Origin of the sequence: Bacteroides sp. ET336, assembly GCF_024733815.1 — a bacterium.
In the GTDB taxonomy this organism is placed as follows: Bacteria; Bacteroidota; Bacteroidia; order Bacteroidales; family Bacteroidaceae; genus Phocaeicola; species Phocaeicola cellulolyticus.
On record NZ_JANRHK010000011.1, the window covers coordinates 86,165 to 108,339 of the forward strand.

Annotated in this window: 23 protein-coding genes; 15 read left to right on the top strand and 8 right to left on the bottom strand. The window is 40.1% G+C overall.

Annotated features, from left to right (window positions below):
• Positions 1–9: 9 nt before the first annotated feature.
• Positions 10–132, bottom strand: coding sequence for a hypothetical protein (locus tag NW213_RS11010; RefSeq protein WP_258322796.1), 123 nt, complete (start codon positions 130–132; stop codon positions 10–12).
• A gap of 337 nt (positions 133–469) precedes the next feature.
• On the opposite strand from NW213_RS11010, the gene NW213_RS11015 reads away from it, so the two are divergent.
• Together NW213_RS11015 and NW213_RS11020 are read left to right on the top strand one after the other, a co-directional pair.
• Complete coding sequence (locus NW213_RS11015; RefSeq protein WP_258322797.1) at positions 470–2,893, top strand: DUF3987 domain-containing protein; 2,424 nt, start codon at positions 470–472, stop codon at positions 2,891–2,893.
• Positions 2,894–3,161: 268 nt separating this feature from the next.
• Positions 3,162–3,410: a DUF4248 domain-containing protein gene (locus NW213_RS11020; RefSeq protein WP_204394045.1), complete on the top strand. Its 249-nt coding sequence runs from the start codon at positions 3,162–3,164 to the stop codon at positions 3,408–3,410.
• A gap of 103 nt (positions 3,411–3,513) precedes the next feature.
• Here the strand turns inward: NW213_RS11020 and NW213_RS11025 are convergent, their stop codons facing one another.
• From NW213_RS11025 to NW213_RS11040, 4 genes are all read right to left on the bottom strand, one after another.
• Positions 3,514–3,729: a hypothetical protein gene (locus NW213_RS11025; RefSeq protein WP_154042698.1), complete on the bottom strand. Its 216-nt coding sequence runs from the start codon at positions 3,727–3,729 to the stop codon at positions 3,514–3,516.
• A 4-nt stretch (positions 3,730–3,733) separates the two neighbouring features.
• Positions 3,734–4,216 (bottom strand): DUF3990 domain-containing protein, encoded by a 483-nt coding sequence (locus NW213_RS11030; RefSeq protein ID WP_258322798.1) that lies wholly within the window; start codon positions 4,214–4,216, stop codon positions 3,734–3,736.
• Positions 4,213–4,437 (bottom strand): DUF3791 domain-containing protein, encoded by a 225-nt coding sequence (locus NW213_RS11035; RefSeq protein ID WP_258322799.1) that lies wholly within the window; start codon positions 4,435–4,437, stop codon positions 4,213–4,215. The genes NW213_RS11030 and NW213_RS11035 overlap by 4 nt, the downstream gene beginning before the upstream one ends.
• 108 nt (positions 4,438–4,545) lie before the next feature.
• Positions 4,546–4,698, bottom strand: coding sequence for a lipocalin-like domain-containing protein (locus tag NW213_RS11040; protein WP_258322800.1), 153 nt, complete (start codon positions 4,696–4,698; stop codon positions 4,546–4,548).
• Between the two features lie 207 nt (positions 4,699–4,905).
• Between NW213_RS11040 and NW213_RS11045 the strand changes: the two genes are divergently transcribed.
• Both NW213_RS11045 and NW213_RS11050 read left to right on the top strand, forming a co-directional pair.
• Positions 4,906–5,196: a nucleotidyltransferase domain-containing protein gene (locus tag NW213_RS11045; protein ID WP_154042700.1), complete on the top strand. Its 291-nt coding sequence runs from the start codon at positions 4,906–4,908 to the stop codon at positions 5,194–5,196.
• Positions 5,193–5,684, top strand: coding sequence for a toxin-antitoxin system antitoxin subunit (locus NW213_RS11050; RefSeq protein ID WP_204394051.1), 492 nt, complete (start codon positions 5,193–5,195; stop codon positions 5,682–5,684). The genes NW213_RS11045 and NW213_RS11050 overlap by 4 nt, the downstream gene beginning before the upstream one ends.
• A 164-nt stretch (positions 5,685–5,848) precedes the next feature.
• Here the strand turns inward: NW213_RS11050 and NW213_RS11055 are convergent, their stop codons facing one another.
• The 3 genes from NW213_RS11055 to NW213_RS11065 all read right to left on the bottom strand — a co-directional run bounded on the left by NW213_RS11055 (position 5,849) and on the right by NW213_RS11065 (position 9,183).
• Positions 5,849–6,325 carry a lipocalin-like domain-containing protein gene (locus tag NW213_RS11055; protein WP_258322801.1) on the bottom strand — a complete coding sequence of 159 codons (477 nt, stop codon included), beginning with the start codon at positions 6,323–6,325 and terminating at the stop codon, positions 5,849–5,851.
• Positions 6,326–6,467: 142 nt separating this feature from the next.
• Positions 6,468–7,940: a capsule assembly Wzi family protein gene (locus NW213_RS11060; RefSeq protein WP_258322802.1), complete on the bottom strand. Its 1,473-nt coding sequence runs from the start codon at positions 7,938–7,940 to the stop codon at positions 6,468–6,470.
• Positions 7,941–8,070: 130 nt separating this feature from the next.
• On the bottom strand, positions 8,071–9,183 hold the full coding sequence (locus tag NW213_RS11065) for an MraY family glycosyltransferase (protein WP_258322803.1): 1,113 nt from the start codon (positions 9,181–9,183) through the stop codon (positions 8,071–8,073).
• Between the two features lie 406 nt (positions 9,184–9,589).
• On the opposite strand from NW213_RS11065, the gene NW213_RS11070 reads away from it, so the two are divergent.
• The 11 genes from NW213_RS11070 (at position 9,590) to NW213_RS11120 (ending at position 22,165) form a co-directional block, all read left to right on the top strand.
• Complete coding sequence (locus tag NW213_RS11070; RefSeq protein ID WP_258322804.1) at positions 9,590–10,705, top strand: acetyl-CoA carboxylase biotin carboxylase subunit family protein; 1,116 nt, start codon at positions 9,590–9,592, stop codon at positions 10,703–10,705.
• A 22-nt stretch (positions 10,706–10,727) separates the two neighbouring features.
• Positions 10,728–11,657, top strand: a complete 930-nt coding sequence (locus NW213_RS11075; RefSeq protein ID WP_258322805.1) for a M28 family metallopeptidase — start codon at positions 10,728–10,730, stop codon at positions 11,655–11,657.
• 23 nt (positions 11,658–11,680) lie between these two features.
• Positions 11,681–12,904 (top strand): ATP-grasp domain-containing protein, encoded by a 1,224-nt coding sequence (locus tag NW213_RS11080; protein WP_258322806.1) that lies wholly within the window; start codon positions 11,681–11,683, stop codon positions 12,902–12,904.
• A gap of 35 nt (positions 12,905–12,939) precedes the next feature.
• Entirely contained in the window at positions 12,940–14,100 is a 1,161-nt protein-coding gene (locus tag NW213_RS11085) for a sugar-transfer associated ATP-grasp domain-containing protein (RefSeq protein ID WP_204394516.1), read from the top strand.
• Positions 14,101–14,105: 5 nt separating this feature from the next.
• Positions 14,106–15,233 carry a dTDP-4-amino-4,6-dideoxygalactose transaminase gene (gene rffA, locus NW213_RS11090; protein WP_204394514.1) on the top strand — a complete coding sequence of 376 codons (1,128 nt, stop codon included), beginning with the start codon at positions 14,106–14,108 and terminating at the stop codon, positions 15,231–15,233.
• 17 nt (positions 15,234–15,250) lie between these two features.
• The gene (locus tag NW213_RS11095) at positions 15,251–16,771 is read left to right on the top strand and encodes a polysaccharide biosynthesis protein (protein WP_258322807.1); all 1,521 of its coding nucleotides are present in this window, start codon (positions 15,251–15,253) and stop codon (positions 16,769–16,771) included.
• A gap of 24 nt (positions 16,772–16,795) precedes the next feature.
• Positions 16,796–18,073 carry a glycosyltransferase gene (locus NW213_RS11100; RefSeq protein ID WP_258322808.1) on the top strand — a complete coding sequence of 426 codons (1,278 nt, stop codon included), beginning with the start codon at positions 16,796–16,798 and terminating at the stop codon, positions 18,071–18,073.
• Positions 18,074–18,117: 44 nt separating this feature from the next.
• Entirely contained in the window at positions 18,118–18,753 is a 636-nt protein-coding gene (locus NW213_RS16945; RefSeq protein WP_309148293.1) for an acyltransferase, read from the top strand.
• A gap of 19 nt (positions 18,754–18,772) precedes the next feature.
• Entirely contained in the window at positions 18,773–19,894 is a 1,122-nt protein-coding gene (locus NW213_RS11110) for a glycoside hydrolase family 99-like domain-containing protein (RefSeq protein ID WP_258322809.1), read from the top strand.
• A gap of 88 nt (positions 19,895–19,982) precedes the next feature.
• A complete protein-coding gene (locus tag NW213_RS11115; protein ID WP_258322810.1) occupies positions 19,983–21,119 on the top strand; it encodes an EpsG family protein in 1,137 nt (378 codons plus the stop codon).
• Positions 21,116–22,165, top strand: a complete 1,050-nt coding sequence (locus NW213_RS11120) for a glycosyltransferase family 4 protein (protein ID WP_258322811.1) — start codon at positions 21,116–21,118, stop codon at positions 22,163–22,165. The genes NW213_RS11115 and NW213_RS11120 overlap by 4 nt, the downstream gene beginning before the upstream one ends.
• Positions 22,166–22,175: the final 10 nt, after the last annotated feature.

Sequence of the window (22,175 nt, forward strand, 5' to 3'; positions counted from 1 at the left end):
CTAATGCACTTATTTCATTCCCAATCTCCTTTCTATCTCCATCAGAAGACGGTCGAAACGCTTCCTTATGCTTTTCAGCTTTGCGATTTCGTATTTTCCTAACTTTTCCTCTCCCAACAGTTCATATAACAAAGGGAAGCATGATTCTACAATCTTGAATACTGTCTCTACTGAATTTGCTTTTTTTTCATCTTGATTTACTTTGATTTGTTAATAATATATTTCTTTAAAATATCTCTTCTGATATGACAAAAATCTGTAAAAATGACATAATTTATTGTATTTAGAAACTTTTATGCTGTAAAACATATAAAAAATTTCGTGTTAAAATATTCTTAAATATCATATGTAACGGGGATAAAGACGGCTTTAGAGGGCTTGAAAACGTAACAAGAGGCGTATTTTTTAACTTTTGTTATCTTAATTATATGTCGTACATTTGCGCCATACAACTAAATGAGATTTTAAAATGAAAGTAACAGAATTTTCAAGCCTCTACAGCAAAGAGGCTAGCGCAGTAATCGATGCAAGCGAGTGGGTGGATGCCATACGTAACGGCAAGTACAAATCATTGGTGGAGCAGATCCGTGCCCTGGTGAATGAGGGAAGGAAGGATGAAACTTCGGGACTGAAACTGAAGCTGCCTGCAGTGGTATATGGGGGAGTGTGCCGCATGGGGCGTTTCTTCAAGGATACGACAGAAAGGACGGGATGGGCGATGTTCGACATTGACAATATGCTTCCGGAACAGCTGAAAGCGGCTCGTGAACTGCTGGAGGTGTTTCCGTGGGTTGTCATCCTGCATGTGACTTCTTCGGGCAGGGGACTGAGGATAGTGGTGAACATTGGCGTGGTGCATATAGATGTGTATCGTAATGCATACGAGTGTGTGGCGGCCCGTCTGAAGGAGCTGACTGGTATGGATCTGGATATGGCATGCAAGGATTTTGCCCGTGCCAGCCTTGCTTCGTATGATCCGGATATCTATTTCAATCCTGACGCTACGGTGTTCGACTATGACGGGGATTATAATCCATTTAGCTATGTTCCTGCGAGCGGTCCTGACACTTCGGAGGATTTCCGATACCTGAACAATCCTGTAACTCAGGCTTTGTCGCTTGGATATGAGTCGGAAATGGATAGTTCCTCAGCTCCCGATGTGACTAAGATAATGGAGCGCTTCTTCGCAAAATATTCCTACGTGCGTGGCAGCCGTCACAGCACCATGCTCTTCCTCGGGAAATATCTCCGCTGGCACAAGGTACAGTCATGGCAACTTGACGAAGCGATATCCTTGGCGTGCAGTCGCGGGGTAGAGTCCGGCATCACGGCAAAGGAGATAACGAACGCCGTAAAATGGGGGTACGAGAACGGTGAGGAAAGAGTGCAAACACCGACAAACAGTGCTCACAATGCTCAAAATGCTCCTATGAAACCATTTCAGAGTGCACAAACTACACAAAATGCGGATAATGAGGAAGTTATGGATAACGATAAGGATGAAGGGGAGCTGATAGACGAATTCTGTCCGGCATTACCCGACGAGATTTACGACCATCTTCCGGAAGACCTCAGCGAGCTGCTCGTTATAGCCAAAGACAAGAGGGAGAGGGATACAATCCTGCTGTCGTCCATCAGCGTCCTGAGCAGCTTGTTCCCGGCAGCAAGGACAATCTACGGCAACCGTAAATATTCGCCACATCTCTATACATGCTTTGTAGCCGAAGCCGGAGCAGGAAAAGGAGCTGCCATGTACGCCACAGAACTTGCCATAAAGGTAAACGAGGAATTTGCCAACATCTATCACGCTGCGAAGAGGGAGTTCGAGAAGAAGATGCAGATATGGGAACTGGAGCAGAAAAGGGCCATAAAGGAAAACAGGACAGCCAACATAGAGCTGAAACCTGTGGAACCTCCCTACCAGGCATTTCTGCTGCATGCCAACATATCGAAGAGCCAGCTGATCAGAGATATGATGGTGGCCAAGGACGACGGCAATATCATGATACTGGCCGAGATAGACATGATGTGCGAAGCCCTGAACACCGATTATGCACGACATGCCCCCGAGCTGCGTATGGTATTCGCTCACGAGGGCATAGGTCTGCGTTTCAGGACAGACAAGGAGCCTATCGAAGTGAAAGAACCCCGACTGGCAATACTGATGAGCGGTACTCCCGAGCAGTTCGTCCGGTTCTTCAAGTCACTCGAGGACGGTATGTACAGCCGATTCCTCTTCTATATGATGGGAACCGACAACAGATGGAAGTCGCAATCGCCACTCGACGGAAACGGAAACATCGACGCTAAAGAACTGTTCGGCAAACTGGGCGAGAAGCTGAAAGTCAATTTCTTCAACACCCGCGGCAAAGAGATATTTATACATTTCACCCGTGAGCAATGGGACATACACAGCGAGACCTTCGATGCCGAGCTGGGTATAGCCACAGCCGAAGACAGTCCGCATTCGGCAGGTATAGTGAAGAGGTCCGGTCTCATCATGATAAGGATAGCCATGGTGTTGAGCTGCATGAGAATAATGGAAGCCGGATGGCAGGTAAACGAATACACATGCTCGGACGAAGACTTCGACATAGCCATGAAGATAGTACTCACCAGCCTGAAGCATTCCGCCAATATCTCCACCATGCTGATGAATACAGCCGCAAGAAAGAAGCTGACCAATTACTACAAGCTTCTTCCGGTGTTGGAGAAGATGCCTGACATATTCCGTTACAGCGAGTTCCGCGACGAAGCCCTGAAGTGTGGATCCAATGTCTCCGCAGCCAGACGAGCACTTGAAAAATATCTCGCAAGCGGCCTGATAATAAGGGTTGAGACAGGCTTCAAGAAGACAGGCAAGCTGAAAAAAATGTTCAAACGGACAAAGTGAGCACAATGAGCACAAAATATAACTCACGCAACAGGAAATCCCCCCTTGAAAAGTCCGTTTTTAAGCGTGCGCACGTTCGGTTTCAAGCGTGCGTCCATTCGATCTTAAACGTGCGCACGCTTTACCTTAAATGTGCGCACGTTTTTTCCGGAACACAAGAAAGGAAAAATCCGCACAATGGCGGTCATACCGCCGATATTGTTCTTTCATGGTTTGGTTATCTGCCTGATTTTTAGTAACTTTACGTAAAATCAAAAACAAAAGGCATATGATCAACGGACAGAAAGAGCAGGCTGAACAGGAATTCCGTCTGCGCACATACAAGAAGAATGAGCTGGCAATGATGTATTTCCCCGACGTGTCGAAAGCGGCTGCCTCAAGGAATTTCCGGAGATGGATAAGGAATTGCCCTCCGATGATGAAGGAGCTGGATGAAATGGGGTACGACAAGAACCGTCAGTATCTGCTGAAAGCGGAGGTGGCGGTGATAGTGAAGCATTTGGGGGAACCGTTCTGATAAGTTACTAGGCATCAGTTACAAGGGGACGAGGTTCTCCATCCGGATGGCGACCTGGTCAACTTGTTAACTAGTTAACTAGTCCCTAGTCTCTAGTCCCTCGTCACAATTCCATTTTCAATTCTTCATACAAATCTACAGGGCCCAAATGCCAATATTTGGTACTTTCTGTCGATAATTTTTTGTAGAGATTTGAGCTGTAGATACGGTTCAGACACTCTTGAAGCGTGAAACCGTAGTCATCATGCAGATATTCCACCAGCCAGCTTATTTTCCCGGGCAAAAGCAGGTGAAGATTACTTTGGTTTATCTGGAACATATCGTTATACTATTTTAATTGCTTCTATAAAATTTAAGGCTTTCAGCGCTTTTTCTGTATGAAAAAGATACTGATCAACCAATTTGTATGTCTTAAGTTCACGGATAAGCGTTTCAATACTGATAACGCCGGACTCATATAGACTAAACTGAATATAAACCTTATCATTGGCCACCGGTCCATAAACTATGTCATAGTCGTGTGTAAAGCCTTTTTGTGTTCTGTTCGCCAAAACAAACTCTGCCCACTCCTTTCCAGGTTCAGTGAAAATCAGGCTTTTGAACTCCGATATTTTTGTTTCGTCAAACTCATATATATTCACATATCCACAGTCGGAGTGTTTCTCAAGCATACGCCTTTCCGCCCATTCTTTGGATTGTTTTTCCGAAGTAGTGGTATAAAAACCCTCGCCGTAGTCAAGTTTACGGTTAGGACGGAGTATCATAGGGTGCTCCACTACCTCTAAACTACCGTGATATACCTTCATTCTTCCTTATTCTTTCTTATTTGTATAAATTCGTCTATCTCATCAATTAACCAATCGCGACCTTGGGTGTGAAGCGGTTCAAAGCACTTACTCAAATAATCGGTCACGCCATACCTGGAAAACAGATCAAGAACTTCCTTACCACTCATACCTTTGTCTGCCCCATATTCTTCAATGCAGAATGCAACGAATAAGGCTATGTCTTTTTCTTTCTTGTTCATTTTAATACAAAATCCCTTAACTTTTTAGAATTTCATCAATGTGACAAAAATAAACATTATAACACAGAAAAACAAACGTAATGAGATAATTTAGCTTGGGGAAATACCTCAAAACTTCTTCAGTTCAAGACGGGCATAATCTGACTGGAGTGTCATGGTCTTGCCGTCGCAGTGGATGATTTGGAATTTTGTTTCCGACTGGGAGTTTATTCCGTAGTGACGGAGGCCATCGATGGTGGATACTAGTTGACGAGTTGTCACCTTTTATTAATAGCATTCTCTTGCGATAACGAACGCCTATAAGATGTCTTTTCATTCTGAAAACCGATATATTTTTGTGGAATGGTAAATTTAGGCGATTTATAGTTTAAAAATACAAGAACTTATAAACTAAAAAACTTATAATTTGGTTATATCGGGAATAAAAATTACTTTTGTGGAAAGAGTATTTGTAAAAAACGAAAATGTATGCGTTTGAGCAGAAAGGAAATAGAAACAATACTGAAAGTTGCGGACGAGATATACGGCAAGGGTGTGAAAGTATATCTCTTCGGGTCACGCACCGATGAGAGTAAACGTGGTGGTGACATAGACCTTCTGTTGCGAACCCCTCAAAGCGATGGAGGCATACTGAAAAGAATACGAATGGTAGCAAGGCTGAAAGAACTGCTTGGAGATCAAAAGATAGACATTATCGGTGATCACGAGACATCCGTAGTAGCACGTGAGGCTTTATCAAAAGGTATATTACTGCAATGACAGAAAGAGAAAAAGAAATAAGAGAGCGTATAACACGCGAATTTGAAGTATGCGACAGACATATAATCCGAATTAAGGAAGCATTGGACGAACTGTCTGCAATACTTCCCATACAGTGTGACAAGTATCAGACATTGACCTCTGACGAAGTCCGTTGTCTGGACCAGTTTATATTCCGCTTCTCAAAACTGCAGGACGCAATGGGAGCCAAACTTTTCCGTTATATTTTGGAGCATCTGAATGAAGACATAAGTTCATTGCCTATGCGTGATATACTGAACCGGCTGGAAAGATACAACATCATTCCTTCAGTTTCAGAATGGATATATGTCCGTGAACTCAGAAACGAGATTGCTCATGACTACCCTATAGACGATCAGGAAGTGGTACAGGCAATAAACGAATTGATAAACAAGACAGATATACTGCTGGAAATATACAAAGAACTCAAGAAAAGGTTTTATAGCGAGGAATATACTGGATACTAAGAGACTAGGAGACGAGTTGACAAGGTTCCCCATTCGGATGGCAGCCTTGTCAACTCGTCAACTTGTAACTTTTATATCCTGATATAGACGATGTTTTGCATGATTGCTTTGATTATAACACAGAAAAACAAACGTAATGAGATACTTTAGCTTGGGGAAATACCTCAAAACTTCTTCAGTTCAAGACAGGCATAATCTGACTGTAGTGTCATGGTCTTGCCGTCGCAGTGGATGATTTGGAACTTTGTTTCCGACTGGGAGTTTATTCCGTAGTGACGGAGATCCTCGACGGGGGCGTTTTCGCCATTATCACTGGTATTCCATCTTACCTTGAAATCGCTGAGTACAAGGACTGTTTCATCGTCTTCATATCCTGTGCGGGAGATGTATGATCCGTATCCGTTACTGCCATTTCGCTCGGACACTTCCGTTACAAGGCGGGTAATGCTGTAATACAGGTTTTGGCATTCTACAGTCTCGTCTGTGGAAAGGACGGTAAATCTCTCCAGCTTCCAGAAGCCTTCTACATCTGAGCGGATAGGGGCTTTCTCGCAGGAGATAAGCTGAAGACATAAGAACAAAAGAGTTAACAAGATACTAGTTGACGAGTTGATCAGGTTATTTATTGATAGTTGTTTCATAATGAGTCGTTTTTTAGTTGATTAGATACTAGTTGACAAGTTGACGAGTTGACTAGGCCGCCATCCGGATGGAACCAAAGGTCGGTGAAGCCAAACCTTGTCAACTTGTAACTGAAGCCTTGTCACCTAATAAGAAGCCTTATTACCTTTTAATTCTAAATTGAACTCCGACTGTTCCTCCCACAGAGTTTCCTATATAATCGCCGTTATCTACTCCTAATGCAGCTTTAAAGCTCCAGTATTTCAGTTTGAGAGGGGAGTATCGGACTTCGGCCATTCCGCTGAACTGATGTTTCACTTCATCGAAAGGCGAATCATATGTTCCCCAGTGACGGGCAAAGGAAGCCAGAAGTCTCCAGCTCCATTCTTCGGTAGGCTCGCCCTGCAATCCGAAATGATGGGCTTTCATACGGTTGCTGCGGAATGTTATGCTGTGATCCTTGTTGTATGCAGGTCCTGGAAGGAGAGGTGAACCCATTCCCTGACCGTAGTATTGCCATGATTGATATATATAATGATTGAAATATGAGTCACAGCCGCTCATCTGAAGGTCGCTGAAAGAACCTGCAAACCCGTCATAGAGCAACGGGCCTGTCTGATCCTTTGTAGAAATACCTTCCCAAAGAATGCTGCTTACCCATCTGTTTTGGGGAAGAGTGATGTCAAGACCTATCTGTCCGTCTTTCCATCTGCCGTACTGCCATACCAATTGTGACTCATCTTCAAAATAATGATCGAGATACAAGCGGAATTTCCAGTCGCGAAAATAATAATTCAAGGCAAAGTTCCAGCTACCCAACATGTTACCTTCTACGTTTACCTGTTCGCCCCATGTGGTATCGCTGCCTCCGGCTGAAGGGAAGAAAGCATTTATATAATTACGTAATCCGTCAGGCATATCTAATACAAGTTCACTGCTTCCGTCAGCAAGCTTGCGCATCTGGTCACCACAGAACTGTGTTGCCATATGCAGACCGAATTCGAACTCTACAGGCAGTTTCTCCTTGTTTCCCAGACGGAACATCAGGGCCTTGCTGTGATATTTTATATCTCTTCCGTAGAGTGTACCGGGAGCTGTAAAATCTTCCTGCCACTTGCCGTCAAGGAAGGCTCCGTATGCCAGATGACCTTTCAATGCTAGCCAGTGACCGGTGAACGGCAGACTGTAGAAGTCGCGTATCTCAACACGTACCTGAGGTATGGGGCGTGTGTTCATTCCCTCGGTCATCCATCCAGAAGTAAGGTCAGCATTTTTCTCAAGGGGAGAGCTTATGCGTTCTTTGCTTCCTATGCTCAGTCCGAGCATGCGCCATGATACGTCGAAATATGCCTGCTGTACCCAGAATTTGGACACTGTACCGGCTCCGCCTGCCAGATCAAGGCCTGCACCGATTTTCCATCCGCGACGGAAATCTTTTTTCCAGTCGGCACCCGTACGCAGATAAAAGCTGTTGCTTTCAGCGCTTCCCATACCATACTTATTGGTAGAAAGCCAAAGGGGAGCATAATCGCCCCCCGAAAAAGTTGCTTCCGTCTCCACCCTGGCGGAAATACTGTCGTTTGCAGCATGAGCACATAACGGGAGGAGGGAAAGTATGAGTGTATATAGTTTCATGTAAGTTTTTAAGTTGATAAGTTGACTAGATACTAGTTGACGTTTTTTAAAAAAAGTACAAAAGAACATATAGTTCTAATAAACTCAGTTTACGTACTGTCCTTAATTTTTAATTATTAATTTTTAATTATTAATTCTTAATTGTCTTCCTCTTATTAATAATCCTGTTAAACCATAAATTCAACAAAGTCCATACAACGATATCTATCACAAAAACAAGAGTGTTGTTCATGTGTCTTACAGCAATAAAAGAGAATGCACAGAAACATGCCGACATAGTCTGGATAGTAATAAGTGCACGCCTTGGAGTGAAGCCCATATCAAGGAATTTATGATGGATATGATTCTTGTCAGGCATAAAAAGCGCATGTCCCATACGGGCACGTTTCAATACCACTCTAATGACATCAAGACAAGGAACAAGAAGAACGCTGAATGCCACTACTACAGGAGCACCGTACGCCTGCATATCTTCGCCAGGTATGTACATACAGTACTTTATAACAAAGAAACTTATGATATATCCAAGGCTAAGACTGCCTGTATCGCCCATAAAAATCTTGCGTCCCCTGTCGGCGTTACCGAATACATTATATGCAAAAAAAGGAATAATCACGCCTACACATATAAATGCAAGAATGGCGAAGTTCCACAATTTATAGTGCATGAATATCACTCCGAATATTACAAGGGCCACCATACTAAGTCCGGAAGCTAGTCCGTCAATTCCGTCGATAAGATTGATGGCATTGGTAATGAATACCACCAGAAGAACTGTGAACGGCATACCTATCCATGCGGGAATCTCAGTAATACCAAATACTCCGTAGAAATTATTTATATAAAGTCCGGCGATAGGGAAGAGTGATGCGGAAATAATCTGCACAAGGAATTTCTTGCGATAACGAACGCCTATAAGATCATCGCCTATACCTATGATGTAAAGAAGGGTAAGACCTGCGATTAAATACAGGAATTCGCACGCCATTTTTGCCGTGAAGACTTCATATTCTATCTCATTCATCATCACCCTCAGGGCGGTAGTTACAGTAAAAGTAAAAACGATGACAGGAAAGAATGTGACACCTCCCAAACGCGGAATAGGACGGTTATGAACCTTTCGTGCGTCAGGCTGGTCGAACAACCGTTTTCTTAAAGAAATTATAAGAATGTTAGGAATTATAATCCTCCCCAATACTATAGCGGCCAAGAAAGCCCCTATAAGAATATAAACATTCGCCATAAAAATTAAATTTTTGTTAAATCCATTTGTTTTTCATCTTGTCGCAGCAAGTGATTGCAAAAATATCGCATTTATCTGACAAAGCAAAATCTTTTATGCTTTAATTAAAAAACAGAAGAGTTTTTTTACCCTGAAAACCAACATGTTTTTGTATAATGGTAAATTTATAGTGATTTATTATGCCGGACAACAGAAAACCACGGTTTATGTTGGTTATATCGGGAATAAAAATTACTTTTGTGGATAATTTTGGATAAAACACGGACTATCTTGCACATTAGTTAGAACGAAAAGAAAGATGTGGGAGGTAGCCGCGAAGCGTGTCCAAGAAGAAATGTATATTGACTAAATGTGTTGAATATATTTAACAATATTAGAGTGTATCTAAAGATATTAAAAAATAACAATGAAAAAAATTGCAATTATAGGTGGCAGTTATTTGCAACTGCCTGCAGTACTGAAAGCTAAGGATTTAGGATATGAGGTTCATTGCTTTTCATGGCGGGATGGAGCTGTATGTGAAAAGTATGCAGACTTTTTTTATCCGATTTCTATAATTGAGAAAGAACAGATACTGGAAGAATGCCAGAGGATAAAGATTGATGGCATAACCACTATAGCCAGTGACGTGGCAGTGCTGACAGTAAACTATGTGGCATCAAGAATGGAACTTATAAGCAATCCTGACGAATATTCCCAAATCACTACAAACAAGTACATGATGCGTAAATGCTTCATCGAAAACGGTGTGCCTTCACCACGTTTCACGATAGCTGACAGCAAAGGCACTTACAATGTGAAAGGTTTCAGCTATCCGATAATAGTGAAACCTACAGACCGTTCAGGCAGCAGGGGAGTGGAAAAGGTAGACAATCCTTCTTATCTGAACGAAGCAGTAGAACGTGCACAGAAGGAGTCATTCAGCGGTGCCGCCATTATAGAGGAATTTATTTCAGGACGCGAAATAAGTGTAGAATCGATATCATACAAAGGAGTTCACTACATACTTCAAATAACTGACAAAGTAACAACCGAGGCTCCTTATTTTGTTGAACTGGAACATCATCAGCCGACTACACTTCCTGAGGACATCCAGGAAAAAGTCAAAAATATTGTCCTTCATGCCTTGGACGCGCTCCACGTTGAATTCGGCGCGTCTCATTCAGAGCTGAAAATATCCAGCAATGGTGATATACGGGTGATTGAAATCGGAGCACGAATGGGAGGTGACTTTATCGGTTCGACATTGGTCCGTCTGTCAACAGGTTATGATTTCCTTAAAGGTGTAATAAAGGTTGCAATGGGAGAATTTGAAAAACCGGTTATCACACAACACATGTGTTCTGGAGTATATTTCCTGAGTAAAGAAACTGAACACATAAAGAAATATATCGACAACAGCTCAGAATATCCTGAAATTGTAGAGGCACAGATTACTGATCCGGTTCTGAAAAATATAGAATGTAGCGGTGACAGAAGTGGCTATTTTATATATCAGTCTGACAAACGTTTTTTATTATAAATAGCCAGTAGATGAAATGATTGTGATAAAGAAATATATTTATTATCTGCTTCTGGCATGCCTTTGTCTGTCATTCTGTTCGTGTGAAAAAGATGAGGATTTTCTGCACATCAATAATGAGACATTCTCTGTCGGACAAAGTAAACTGAAGTTCTGGCTGGAGTATTTATGTTCAGCAGAGTGCGAAGGCCGTAAATCCGGAACCAGAGGCAATGAAATGGCCAGAAACTTTATTATATCCGAATTGGAAAACATGTCATATATCCCAACTGTACAAAAAGCTGTGGACAAAAGAAACAAAGATTACTACAATATCATTGTAAATATTGACAATAATTCGGACAAGACTATAATCATCGGTGCACATTATGACGGAGCTGTTGAATCAAGTAAGCATCCTGCCGCAAATGACAATGCATCGGGAGTGGCGTCATTATTATTACTCGCTGATTTACTGGTAAATACTAATGATGATCTTATATATGACTATCAATTGGTATTTTTCGATGGAGAGGAAACACAGGATAGCGGAGTGTCGTTTAACGGATCACGCTTCTTTGTTTCGACATTAAAGAAGAGCCCTTTGTTCTATTTGAATATTGACATGATAGGAAATGCAGAAATGCTTCATCGCATAGAAACGACAAGCGACTATCTGGCTAACTGCATAAGGGAGATTGGAAAAAAGCACAAGAAGCTCAATCTTGAAATAGATAACAAAATAGTCAAGTACAGTCAGGATTTTGTTCCGTTCGATGCAGTCAATATACCTGTCTTTACCTGGAAAAATCCTTTGAAAAGCAATCAGGGAAAATTCAACCATACTCAAGAGGACAAGATGAAACATCTGTCGCTGGATAAAATGGAAATTATCACATTGATGAATTTTGAATTGATTACATTCCCTTTTGAGCAAGCTATATATAAGAATAATATTGAAGTGGACAATTAGTTAATATAACAACAGTACAAACAATGGAAAAGAAAGTTATGATTATCGGAGCTGGTGCAGGTCAGGTTCCACTTATTAATTTATGTAAGCAGGAAGGACTGCATACGTATGTCGTGTCTCCTTTCGGCCCTTACCCTGGCATTGAACTGGCCGATACACATATCAATGAAGATATTTACCACGTGGATGCACTGGTGGAAAAAGGAAGAGAACTGGGTGTAGACTATGTGATATCAGACCAGTCGGATTTCGCTGTTCCTCTTGTAGCATATATTGCAGATAAGTTGGGCGTGCCGGGAAACAAGCCGGAAGTGGCACAGACATATTCATACAAGAGTAAGTTCAGGGCATTCTGCGAGAAAAACAATATCCCTTCACCAAAAGCAGTGGAGATACATAACGCCGACTCTCTGCCAGAGGGCCTGAGATTTCCTGTTGTAGTAAAGCCTGCAGACTCGCAAGGCAGCAGGGGTATATCAAAGGTTGAGTCATACACAGATCTGAAACAGGCAGTACTGGACGCAATGGCATACTCAAAAAAAGGTTCGGTGGTTATTGAAGAGTTCTTCAAAGGACGCGAGGTGGTGTGCGAAGGATTTGCTATCGATGGAGTGTATTATCCCGTAGCTTTTGGCGACAGAAACTATTTTAATCTGGAAGGCAAGTTTATCCCTTCACAGACTATTTTCCCTTCTTCCATATCCACGGAAATAGAGAAGCGTATCATAGCAAACGAAAGGCTGATAACTTCGATATTAAAACCCGGATTCGGTACTGTACATTCAGAGTATCTGGTGAACGAAGAAACAGGCGAGTTTGTAGTGGTTGAATCTGCATTAAGAGGAGGGGGCGTATATATCGCATCCGACCTTATTCCGCTTTCAGTGGGTGTGGAACTGACAGAGATACTGTTCCTGGCTATGACAGGACAAAAGGAAAAAGCCATTGAGAAGCTGGGAAACAGAATAGAACGTGCTTCTGCATATATCTGTTTCTACCTTAATGAGGGTCGCATCACTTCTATTGAAGGAATTGACAAGATAAAGTCAATGCCACACGTAAAGAAAGCCGATGTAGAGAACCTGCATATAGGAGACAATGTTCCGTTCATCGAACATAAGGGAATGAGAAAGGGACCTTTCATTGTAGAGGCAAATTCATTATCAGAACTGAACAGATACATACATGATATACAATCGGCCTTCTCGGTCAATATTGATGGGAAGGCAGGTATTCACTGGAGTTGAACAAACAAAGTGTCTTATCTAAGGTATAGCTATTTATGAAAGAAAAATATTATTTGGTAGCAAAAACCATTACTCGCTGGAAGATGGATAATTCATTCGAAAACTGGCTGGGATATAAAGCTGACAGAAATGAGTTCTGGAAAAAATTATATGTACTTTATTATCAACTGTTTGATCATCAGTATTATTCAAAGGGAAAAAAAATCATTGATGATGAAATAGCAAAGCAACGTCCGAACCTACCTGAGACAGCCGAAGATACCCCATTGTCCGACGAGTATCTGCGCCGTGATATGATTTATAGCCTCCACAGGTATGGGGTGAACTTTATAGAATATTTCGTATATGAATTCTATAAAAAGAATTATATAGGCAGGTCTCTAATTAATAATTTGAGAATCCAATACGGTTATTGTGAACAGGTCAATGACCCTAATGTAAGAGAACTGTTTGACAATAAGGTAGAAACATATAAGCATTTCAAGCCATTCTACAAAAGAGATGTTGTAGCCGTAATAACGCCCGCTAATCAGAATGAGTTTCAGGATTTCCTGAAAAAGCACAAATCATTTATTTTTAAGCCGTTGAGAGGTGTGTGTGGCCGTGGTATAAAGATATTTAGGGATTTCAATGAAGATCCTGTTTCTTTTTTGTCAAAGGCTGTATCCAACGGGCCATTTATCGTGGAGGAGATTATCGAACAGGCTCCGCAGATGTCTGTATTGCATCAAGAAAGTATCAATACAGTAAGAGTAGCGACATTTAAAATTGGAAATCAGATTACAATATATGGTGCGGCATTACGTATGGGAGTTGGAAAATCTATAGTTGACAACGCCGGTTCGGGTGGAATTTTCTGCCATATAAATCATTCTTATGGTTTTGTTGACTCATACGGAAAAGATTATTTAGGAAATAAATATATATATCACCCTGATACTAAGATTGATTTGTTGGGATTCAATATACCCGAATGGGACGAATTGCAGACTTGTGTAAAAAAAGCCGCACAAGTATTAGACGGAGCCACTGTGATATCCTGGGACTGGGCATACAGTCAGTCCGGTTGGGTAATGTTGGAAGCTAACGATGTAGGCGAACCACTTTTGATACAGAATCATGAACAAGGTAACAAGAATGTTCTTCACGAATTAATGGACAAATATTTCGAATATAAAAATCAATCTAAAAAATAAAGATTATGATACCATTTAACAAACCATTTTTGACAGGAAAAGAAGCACATTACATGTATGAGGCTGTATATACAGGTAAACTTTCAGGTAACGGCAAGTTTACTAAATTATGCCAGAAATATTTTGAAGACAGATATGGCTTTAAAAAAGCCCTCATGACCACTTCGTGTACAGACGCGCTGGAAATGGCTGCCATACTTTGTGATGTAAAGCCCGGTGATGAGGTTATTGTCCCATCATACACTTTCGTTTCATCAGCATTGGCTTTTGTACGTCAGGGAGCCAAGATTGTATTTGCTGACAGTTACAGTAACAACCCTAATATTGACGCCGACAAACTGGAATCATTGATTACAGAGAAAACAAAGGTTATAGTGCCAGTTCATTATGCAGGTGTGGCTTGCGATATGGACAAGATTATGGCAATAGCCGAAAAATATAATCTGCTGGTTGTGGAAGACGCAGCTCAGTCTATCGATTCGTTCTATAAAGGCAGACCTCTGGGAAGCATAGGACATCTGGCAGCATTCTCATTCCATGAAACAAAGAATGTAATTTCTGGTGAGGGAGGCTTGCTGGCTATCAATGACGAACGTTTCATCCGCCGTTCGGAAATCATCTGGGAAAAAGGAACAAACCGTTCTGAGTTCTTTCGTGGTGAAGTAAACAAATATGGCTGGGTGGATACAGGTTCTTCATTCCTTCCTTCTGAAACGATATCAGCATTCCTGTACGCTCAGCTGGAAAATCTGGACATGATACAGAACCGCAGAAAGGAAATCTGGCAGCAATATCACTACGGTCTGTCTGAATTGAAGGAAAAAGGCATGATTCATCTTCCATATATCCCTGAATATGCTACAAACAATGCACACATGTTCTATATAATATGCCGCTCACTGGAAGAGCGTACTGCACTTATCAAACATCTGAAAGAGAATGGTGTTTGTGCGGTATTCCATTATCTGAGTCTGCATTTGAGCGACTACAACAGGAATCACAGTGACTATATTCCTGATTTGCCTTCATGCGACAGATTTGCTGATTGTCTTGTCAGACTGCCTATGTACTACGAATTAAAGGACGAAGAGGTTAAGATGATTATAAAGCTTATTGTTGAGTTCTTTAATTAACGGAATGCCGCTGGATAATGATAGATTCAAAACGAATAGCTAAAAATACAGGATTTCTTTATGTAAGAATGCTGATTATCATGTTTGTCTCGCTCTATACATCAAGAGTCGTTCTTGATGTATTGGGTGTGGATGATTATGGTCTATACAACCTGGTAGGCGGTATAGTAGGTATGTTGACATTCCTTAATGGTACTTTATCGACAGCCACTTCACGTTTTCTTACATTTGATATTGGCATAGGTGATTTCAAACGGCTGAAACAGACTTTCAACACCACTCTGATAGCTCACTTGGTTTTGGGAGTGTTGGTAATATTGATTATGGAGACAGTAGGGTTGTGGTATGTTTACAACAAAGCTATCATACCTGTAGAGCGACTGGATCCGACATTGTATGTGTTCCATATCTCCGTGGCAACCGTACTTGTGACTTTTACTCAGGTGCCATATACCTCACTGATAATGGCACATGAACAGATGAAGGCTTTCGCATATATCAGTCTGCTGGAGGCCATATTAAAACTAACAATAGCATATCTGATAACGATTTCCCCTATAGACAAGCTAGTATTTTATGCTATATTGATGTTTGTCTCACAGATGTCTGTAGCCATGATTTACCGTTCATATTGTTACAAGCACTGGAAAGAGTCGCATATTTCATGGGAAATAAACTTTTCGACTTTGAAAAATCTGTTGAGTTTCTCAGGATGGAACATCATTGCCCATATAGCTGAGACATTCAGGGTACAGGGACTGATAATGCTGTTTGGTATGTTTTTCCAGCCTATGGTAATTGCAGCACAGTCTATAGCGACGCAGCTGTCGAATGGCATCACACAGTTTACCAACAATTTCCGTTCAGCCATTAATCCACAGATTATAAAACTGTATGCAACCAAAGATTATGAGGAGTCAAAAAAACTGACAATAGAATCGTCAATCTACATCTATGAATTATACCTGTTGTTTGGAATTCCTATTTTCTTGTTAATAGAACCTATCATGCATTTGTGGCTGAAAGAAGTGCCTGAATATGCTGTAGCCTTTTCAAGATGTATCATAGCTTCGGCCATGTTCGGTGTGTTCAGTGGAGGATTTTATACTCCACTTACCGCTGCCGGAAAATTAAAGGGAAATTCAATTGCTGCCCTGTGTATTTGCGGAGGACAATTTGTAATAGCTTATATATTGCTGAAAACAGGCCAGGATGTTATGTTCGTGCAATACAGCTATATTCTGGTAGCCATGATATTCGGCCTTATCGTGAAACCATATTTGCTTATACGTGAGGTTAATTATAACATCACTGATTTTACAAATTGCTTTAAAAAGACTTTTACTATATTCGTATCATCCTTCATATTACCTTTCATTTTATTCCTGATGGTAGATGTAAACACTATAGCAGGGTTTATCCTTGTAGGAGCGACCAGTGTATTGAGTGTGATTACAGTTTCATATCTGTTTTTACCTAAGAAGATAAAGATAATGATACCATCACTGATAAAGAAAAAATTTGGTATAGGACAGTAATCTATAAGCAGAAATGTGACTTTTATGAGAAATAATAATCAGACTGATATTTTATTAATATCATCGGCTTCATTAACTACAGGACCGGGAGCCATTGCGATGAATATATACAACACTTTGTGTGACGAAGGTTGTAACGTTGATGTACTTACGTTATATGAAGAGCCGAAGTTTCCCAAAGCAAAATATATCTATAAAAAGAAATCACGTTTTAATGCTATAGCATTCAATCTGCGCCGTAAATTCTGGAAGAAGCCTAAGGATGGATATTATTTCTTTTATCACAAAGAATCGATTCCACCTGTATCTACGGAACAGGTTTTGAAACAGGTAGATAAAGATTATGATGCGGTTATAATATATTTCTGGCAGAATCTACTTTCGTTTAAGACTGTAGAAATGCTTTATGACAAATTAAAATGTAAGTTCGTTTTCGTCTGTGCTGATTATTCGCCTATGTCTGGCGGATGCCATTTTACGAATGAATGTAAACGCTTCATGACCGGATGTGGCTGCTGTCCGGCTTTCGATTCGACAGATCCGAATGATTTTACTCATTGGAACGTCATGTACAGAAAAAAGGTGTACGAAAAAGTTAAACCGGCTATTATAGCCAATCACTATATGGTGGAATACTTCTTCAAGAAATCGTATTTATTGAAGGACTGCAAATTCTTCCTTTCAAAAAACAGTATCGACCACAAAGTTTTCAAACCTATTGAAAAAGAGGTGACATACAAGAAATTCCAGATTCCTGAAGAGAAGAAAAAGATAATCTCTTTCGGATGTCAGTCTTTATCGGACGAGAGAAAAGGGATGTCTTACTTGTTGGATACTCTGGACATGGTGTACGAACAAATGACTGATGAAGAACGCAAAGAGACGATGCTTATGTTTATAGGTAATAATGGAGATAAGATTATACCGCGACTGAAGTTCGATCATAAGGATCTGGGGTATATTCCTATAAGTGACTTACCGGCTTTTTATTCAATATCAACTTTATTCGTCTGCTCATCAGTAAATGATGCCGGTCCTTCCATGGTATCGCAATCACTAGCATGTGGCACTCCTGTAGTATCTTTTAAAATGGGAGCTGCATTGGGACTTGTTCTTGGACAGGGAACAGGTTATTGTGCCGAACTTCGCAATTCGGCAGATCTGGCAGCCGGAGTTTTAAAGATTCTCAGGATGGACAGTGAGGAATATCAGAAATTACGTACACACTGTATTGACTTTTCAAGAAAGGAATGTTCGAGAAAGGCTTCCGGCCAGCTTATGCTTTCGGCCATTCAATCATAACAGGAAACTGAAAGAATCTCAAGAAAACATGAAATAATGTAATTATGAAAGTTATCTTAAGAAAGGCCATCAAATTGATCCTGTCGGTAGCAAGATTGCTGTGTCTAAAGAAAATTATAAACCAATTCGACAAACTGGCGACTCTGATTCGCAGTGAATGGTATAGTCTGGATATAGCAAAAACAGGTAACAATGTAATATTCAAGTCTTCATTCTACCTGTATGGAGGTGACCGTATATCTATTGGGAATAACGTGTCATTCGGAAAGAACAGCGTACTGACAGCATGGACCAGCTACAACGGCCAGAAGATGAATCCACATATAACTATCGGATCGGATTGCCGTTTCGGAGAGTATAATCATATCACATCTACGAACAACATTACAATAGGAGATGGTCTGTTGACCGGCCGATGGGTTACCATATCGGACAATTCTCATGGAGAGTCCGACTATTCATCATTGAAGACTCCGCCAGCCGAAAGGGAAATGTACTCCAAAGGAGAAATAGTGATAGGCAAGAATGTCTGGATAGGAGATAAGGCAACAATATTGGCTGGAGTTACAATTGGAGATGGAGTCATTGTTGGCGCCAATTCCGTAGTTACTAAGGATATACCTCCTTATACAATAGTGGGCGGTATCCCTGCAAAAGTGATAAAACGTATAACAGTATAAATTCTATACAATTATAAGTATGACAGATACAAAAATTATTGCGATGTATTTACCGCAATTCCATTGCATTCCGGAAAACGACGAATTTTGGGGTAAAGGTTTTACCGATTGGGTAACAGTAAGAAAAGCCAAACCGCTATTTGAGGGACATAAGGAACCAAAAGTACCGCTAAATGACAATTATTATGATTTGTCAGTTAAAGAACATGTGGCATGGCAGGCAAAAATAGCCAAAGAAAATGGTATATACGGTTTTGGCGCTTACCATTACTGGTTTAACAACGAAAAAAACCTTCTCACAAAACCTACAGAAACAATCAGAGACAACAAGGATATAGATATTAATTATTTCTTTGTATGGGACAACTGTCTGTGGAAAAGAAGCTGGAGCAACGTAAGCGGAAATGCATGGTCGCCTATTGCTGATGAAGAACAGACCAAGGAACAAAGAAAGGGACCTCAGGTTTTAATCCCTTATATTCTGGGGGAAGAACCTGATTGGGAAAACCATTATAATTACGTTAAGACACATTTTAAGGAGGACAGATACATAAAGATAGACGGTAAACCTGTATTCTGTATTATCAATTACGGAAAGGATATCCAAAGAATGTGTGATTTTTGGGATAAACTGGCCAAAAAGGACGGTTATCCGGGAATGCACTTTATCTTTAAATTCTCCCAGTACATAAAATACCCTCAGAATACTTTCTGCTATAATTATGAGCCTCATTCCGCAGCATGGAATACTCCTTCAACAGTACAGAGATACATCAATTTCGCAAAACGAAAGTTAGGCATTAATTTCAGATATCTTACTTATGATTATGATAAGATATGGAAGAAAATGATTAAATATTATTCTAACTCTTGTCCTAAGAACGTTTATCCAGGGGCATTCATCAATTATGATGACTCTCCAAGACGCGGAAACAAAGGTTCACGTCTGTTCACAGGTTTCTCTGTAGATAAATTCCATAAATATCTGAAAGAGCTGTATAGTATAGCACGACAGAATAACAAGGAGTTCATTTTTCTGACAGCATGGAACGAATGGGGTGAGGGAGCTTATCTGGAACCTGACAATGAAAATGGTTACAAATATCTGGAAGCGATAAAAAGTATTGTAGAAGAGAAATAATATTATGGTAGATACAATATTAAGAGGAGTGCCATATTATTTTGTATTTATCCTATTATTCGTTTTATATAGAAAATACAAAAGGGTTTTGTCTTACGCTGGAGAGCGTGAGACAAATATCCTTTCGTACAACTGTGAAACAGATATACCATTATCTACTGAAGCGACAGACAGAAGCAGGAAGCAGCTCCTTAAATTCGCATATCTGATACTTGTTATATTTCTGGGACTAAGAGGGTATGTATATACAGATTTTGTAAACTACAAACCATTCTTCGATATGCTTGAAGGTTTTCAGAATCTTCCTGAGGTTTTGTTACTCAAAGGCTGGGAACCTGGTTTTGTGGTATACTCAGCATTGTGTAAACTCCTAATTCCAAATTATTTTGCATGGAATGTCATTTCAACAACAATCGATCTGTTTTTGCTCTACAAGATACTAGAACGATATTCGAGCAATCATATCTTATCATTAATAGTGTTTTTCATTATTGGAGCTACAGCATTGGAATTTAATGTGCTTAGAAATGCAAAAGCAATATTTCTTTTCCTGTATGCATTGCGCTATATTGAAGAGAAAAAGAAGTGGAAATACTTTGGTGTCATATTTATAGCTTGTCTTTTCCATATAAGTTCCATAATGTATTTTCCTTTATATTTCGTGCTAAACAAAAAATGGCCGAAATGGATATTATGGAGCATTTATATTGGTGGAGCACTGATAATGTTTCTGCATATAGGAATCGTTTCTGATATAGTATCACGTGTTTCTTTTTCCGAAGACGGACGTCTGGAACATTTGGCCGGACATCTGGAGAACAGTCAGGCGTATTCGTCCTTATTCGGTAACATAGAGCGTATGATTACCATGTTTATTGTTATCATATTATATAATAAACTGGCAGAATCAAAAAACTGTAACCTTCTGTTTCTGAATATGTATGTACTTTTATATGCCGCATTTACCGTTTGTTCCGAATCGGCAGTCATGGTTCAACGTTTCCAATATATGTTCATAGCTTCTTTCTGGGTGTTATACCCTATGCTTATAGAATATGCAAAAGAGAACAGGAATAAAATCATATATCTGTTTATTGTAGCTTTACTATCAATGAAACTCGTTCTAATAGCCAGCGATCCGAATCTTGAATATGAAAATGTACTGACAGGTGTCAGTGATTTTGACACCCGCGCATATTATACTGAAAAAATTTTAGGAAGATGAAGCAGATTATATGTCTAAACAGTCATGAGAAACCGGTGACAGGAGGCCATAAATACAACAATGCCTTCAAGGCACATCTGGAGAAGCTGTCCGGAATAAAGGCAACCGTTTCATACAGAAACAAAACTAGAGGGTGGAAAAAGATAATCTCACCACTGGTAGAATTGAAAAGCCTGAAATATTTCAACAAGGAGACTCTTGTTATCTTTGGAGATACTTCTTTCAAGCATCATTTTTTACTGGCTATATTCAACAAATGGTTTAAAAAGGCCAAATCTACTATAGTAGTACACCATTTCCCTTTTCTGGAACAGACAGGGATGCTTTCGAAGATAGATAAATGGCTGATGTGCAAATACGTATCCTATATGGACAGTATAGTTGTGCCTAGTCCTTTTACACATGATGTGGCCAAATCATTATTTCCACAAAAATCAATTTATTATATACCTCTGCCTTTCGAAAGAAAATATATAAAATCCGAAAAATATGAGGAAGGAAACTTATTGTATGTAGGGACGATAGAAGAACGTAAGGGGTTATCGTACTTAGTGGAGGCTATATCCTTGCTGGATAATAAGACAAATATAAACCTTAATATAATAGGGAAAATAGTGGATCAGTCTTATTTTGCTATGCTTCGACAGAAAATTCATGATCTGGAATTGGAAAATAATATACATTTCCTAGGAAGAGTTTCAGATGAAGAATTGGAAGAATGCTACAAAAAAGCTGAAATATTTACGTTCCCTTCTTTACTTGAAGGATATGGTATAGTATTGATAGAAGCCTTCAATAACGGGCTTCCTATTATATGTTTTGACAATACAGCTATGCCATACACAGTAAAAGACAATGTAAACGGACTCATAGCAAAAAATAAAGACGCAAAGGATATGGCCTCAAAAATTCAACAGTTGACAGGTAATCATGAGTTAAGGGAAAAACTGCAAAAGGGGATACAGGAGACTGTGATGAATCTGAAGACCATAGACGATTTTGAAAAGGGAATAGTTTTTTTTTACAAACAGATTAATCTGTCATAGGAAACATTAG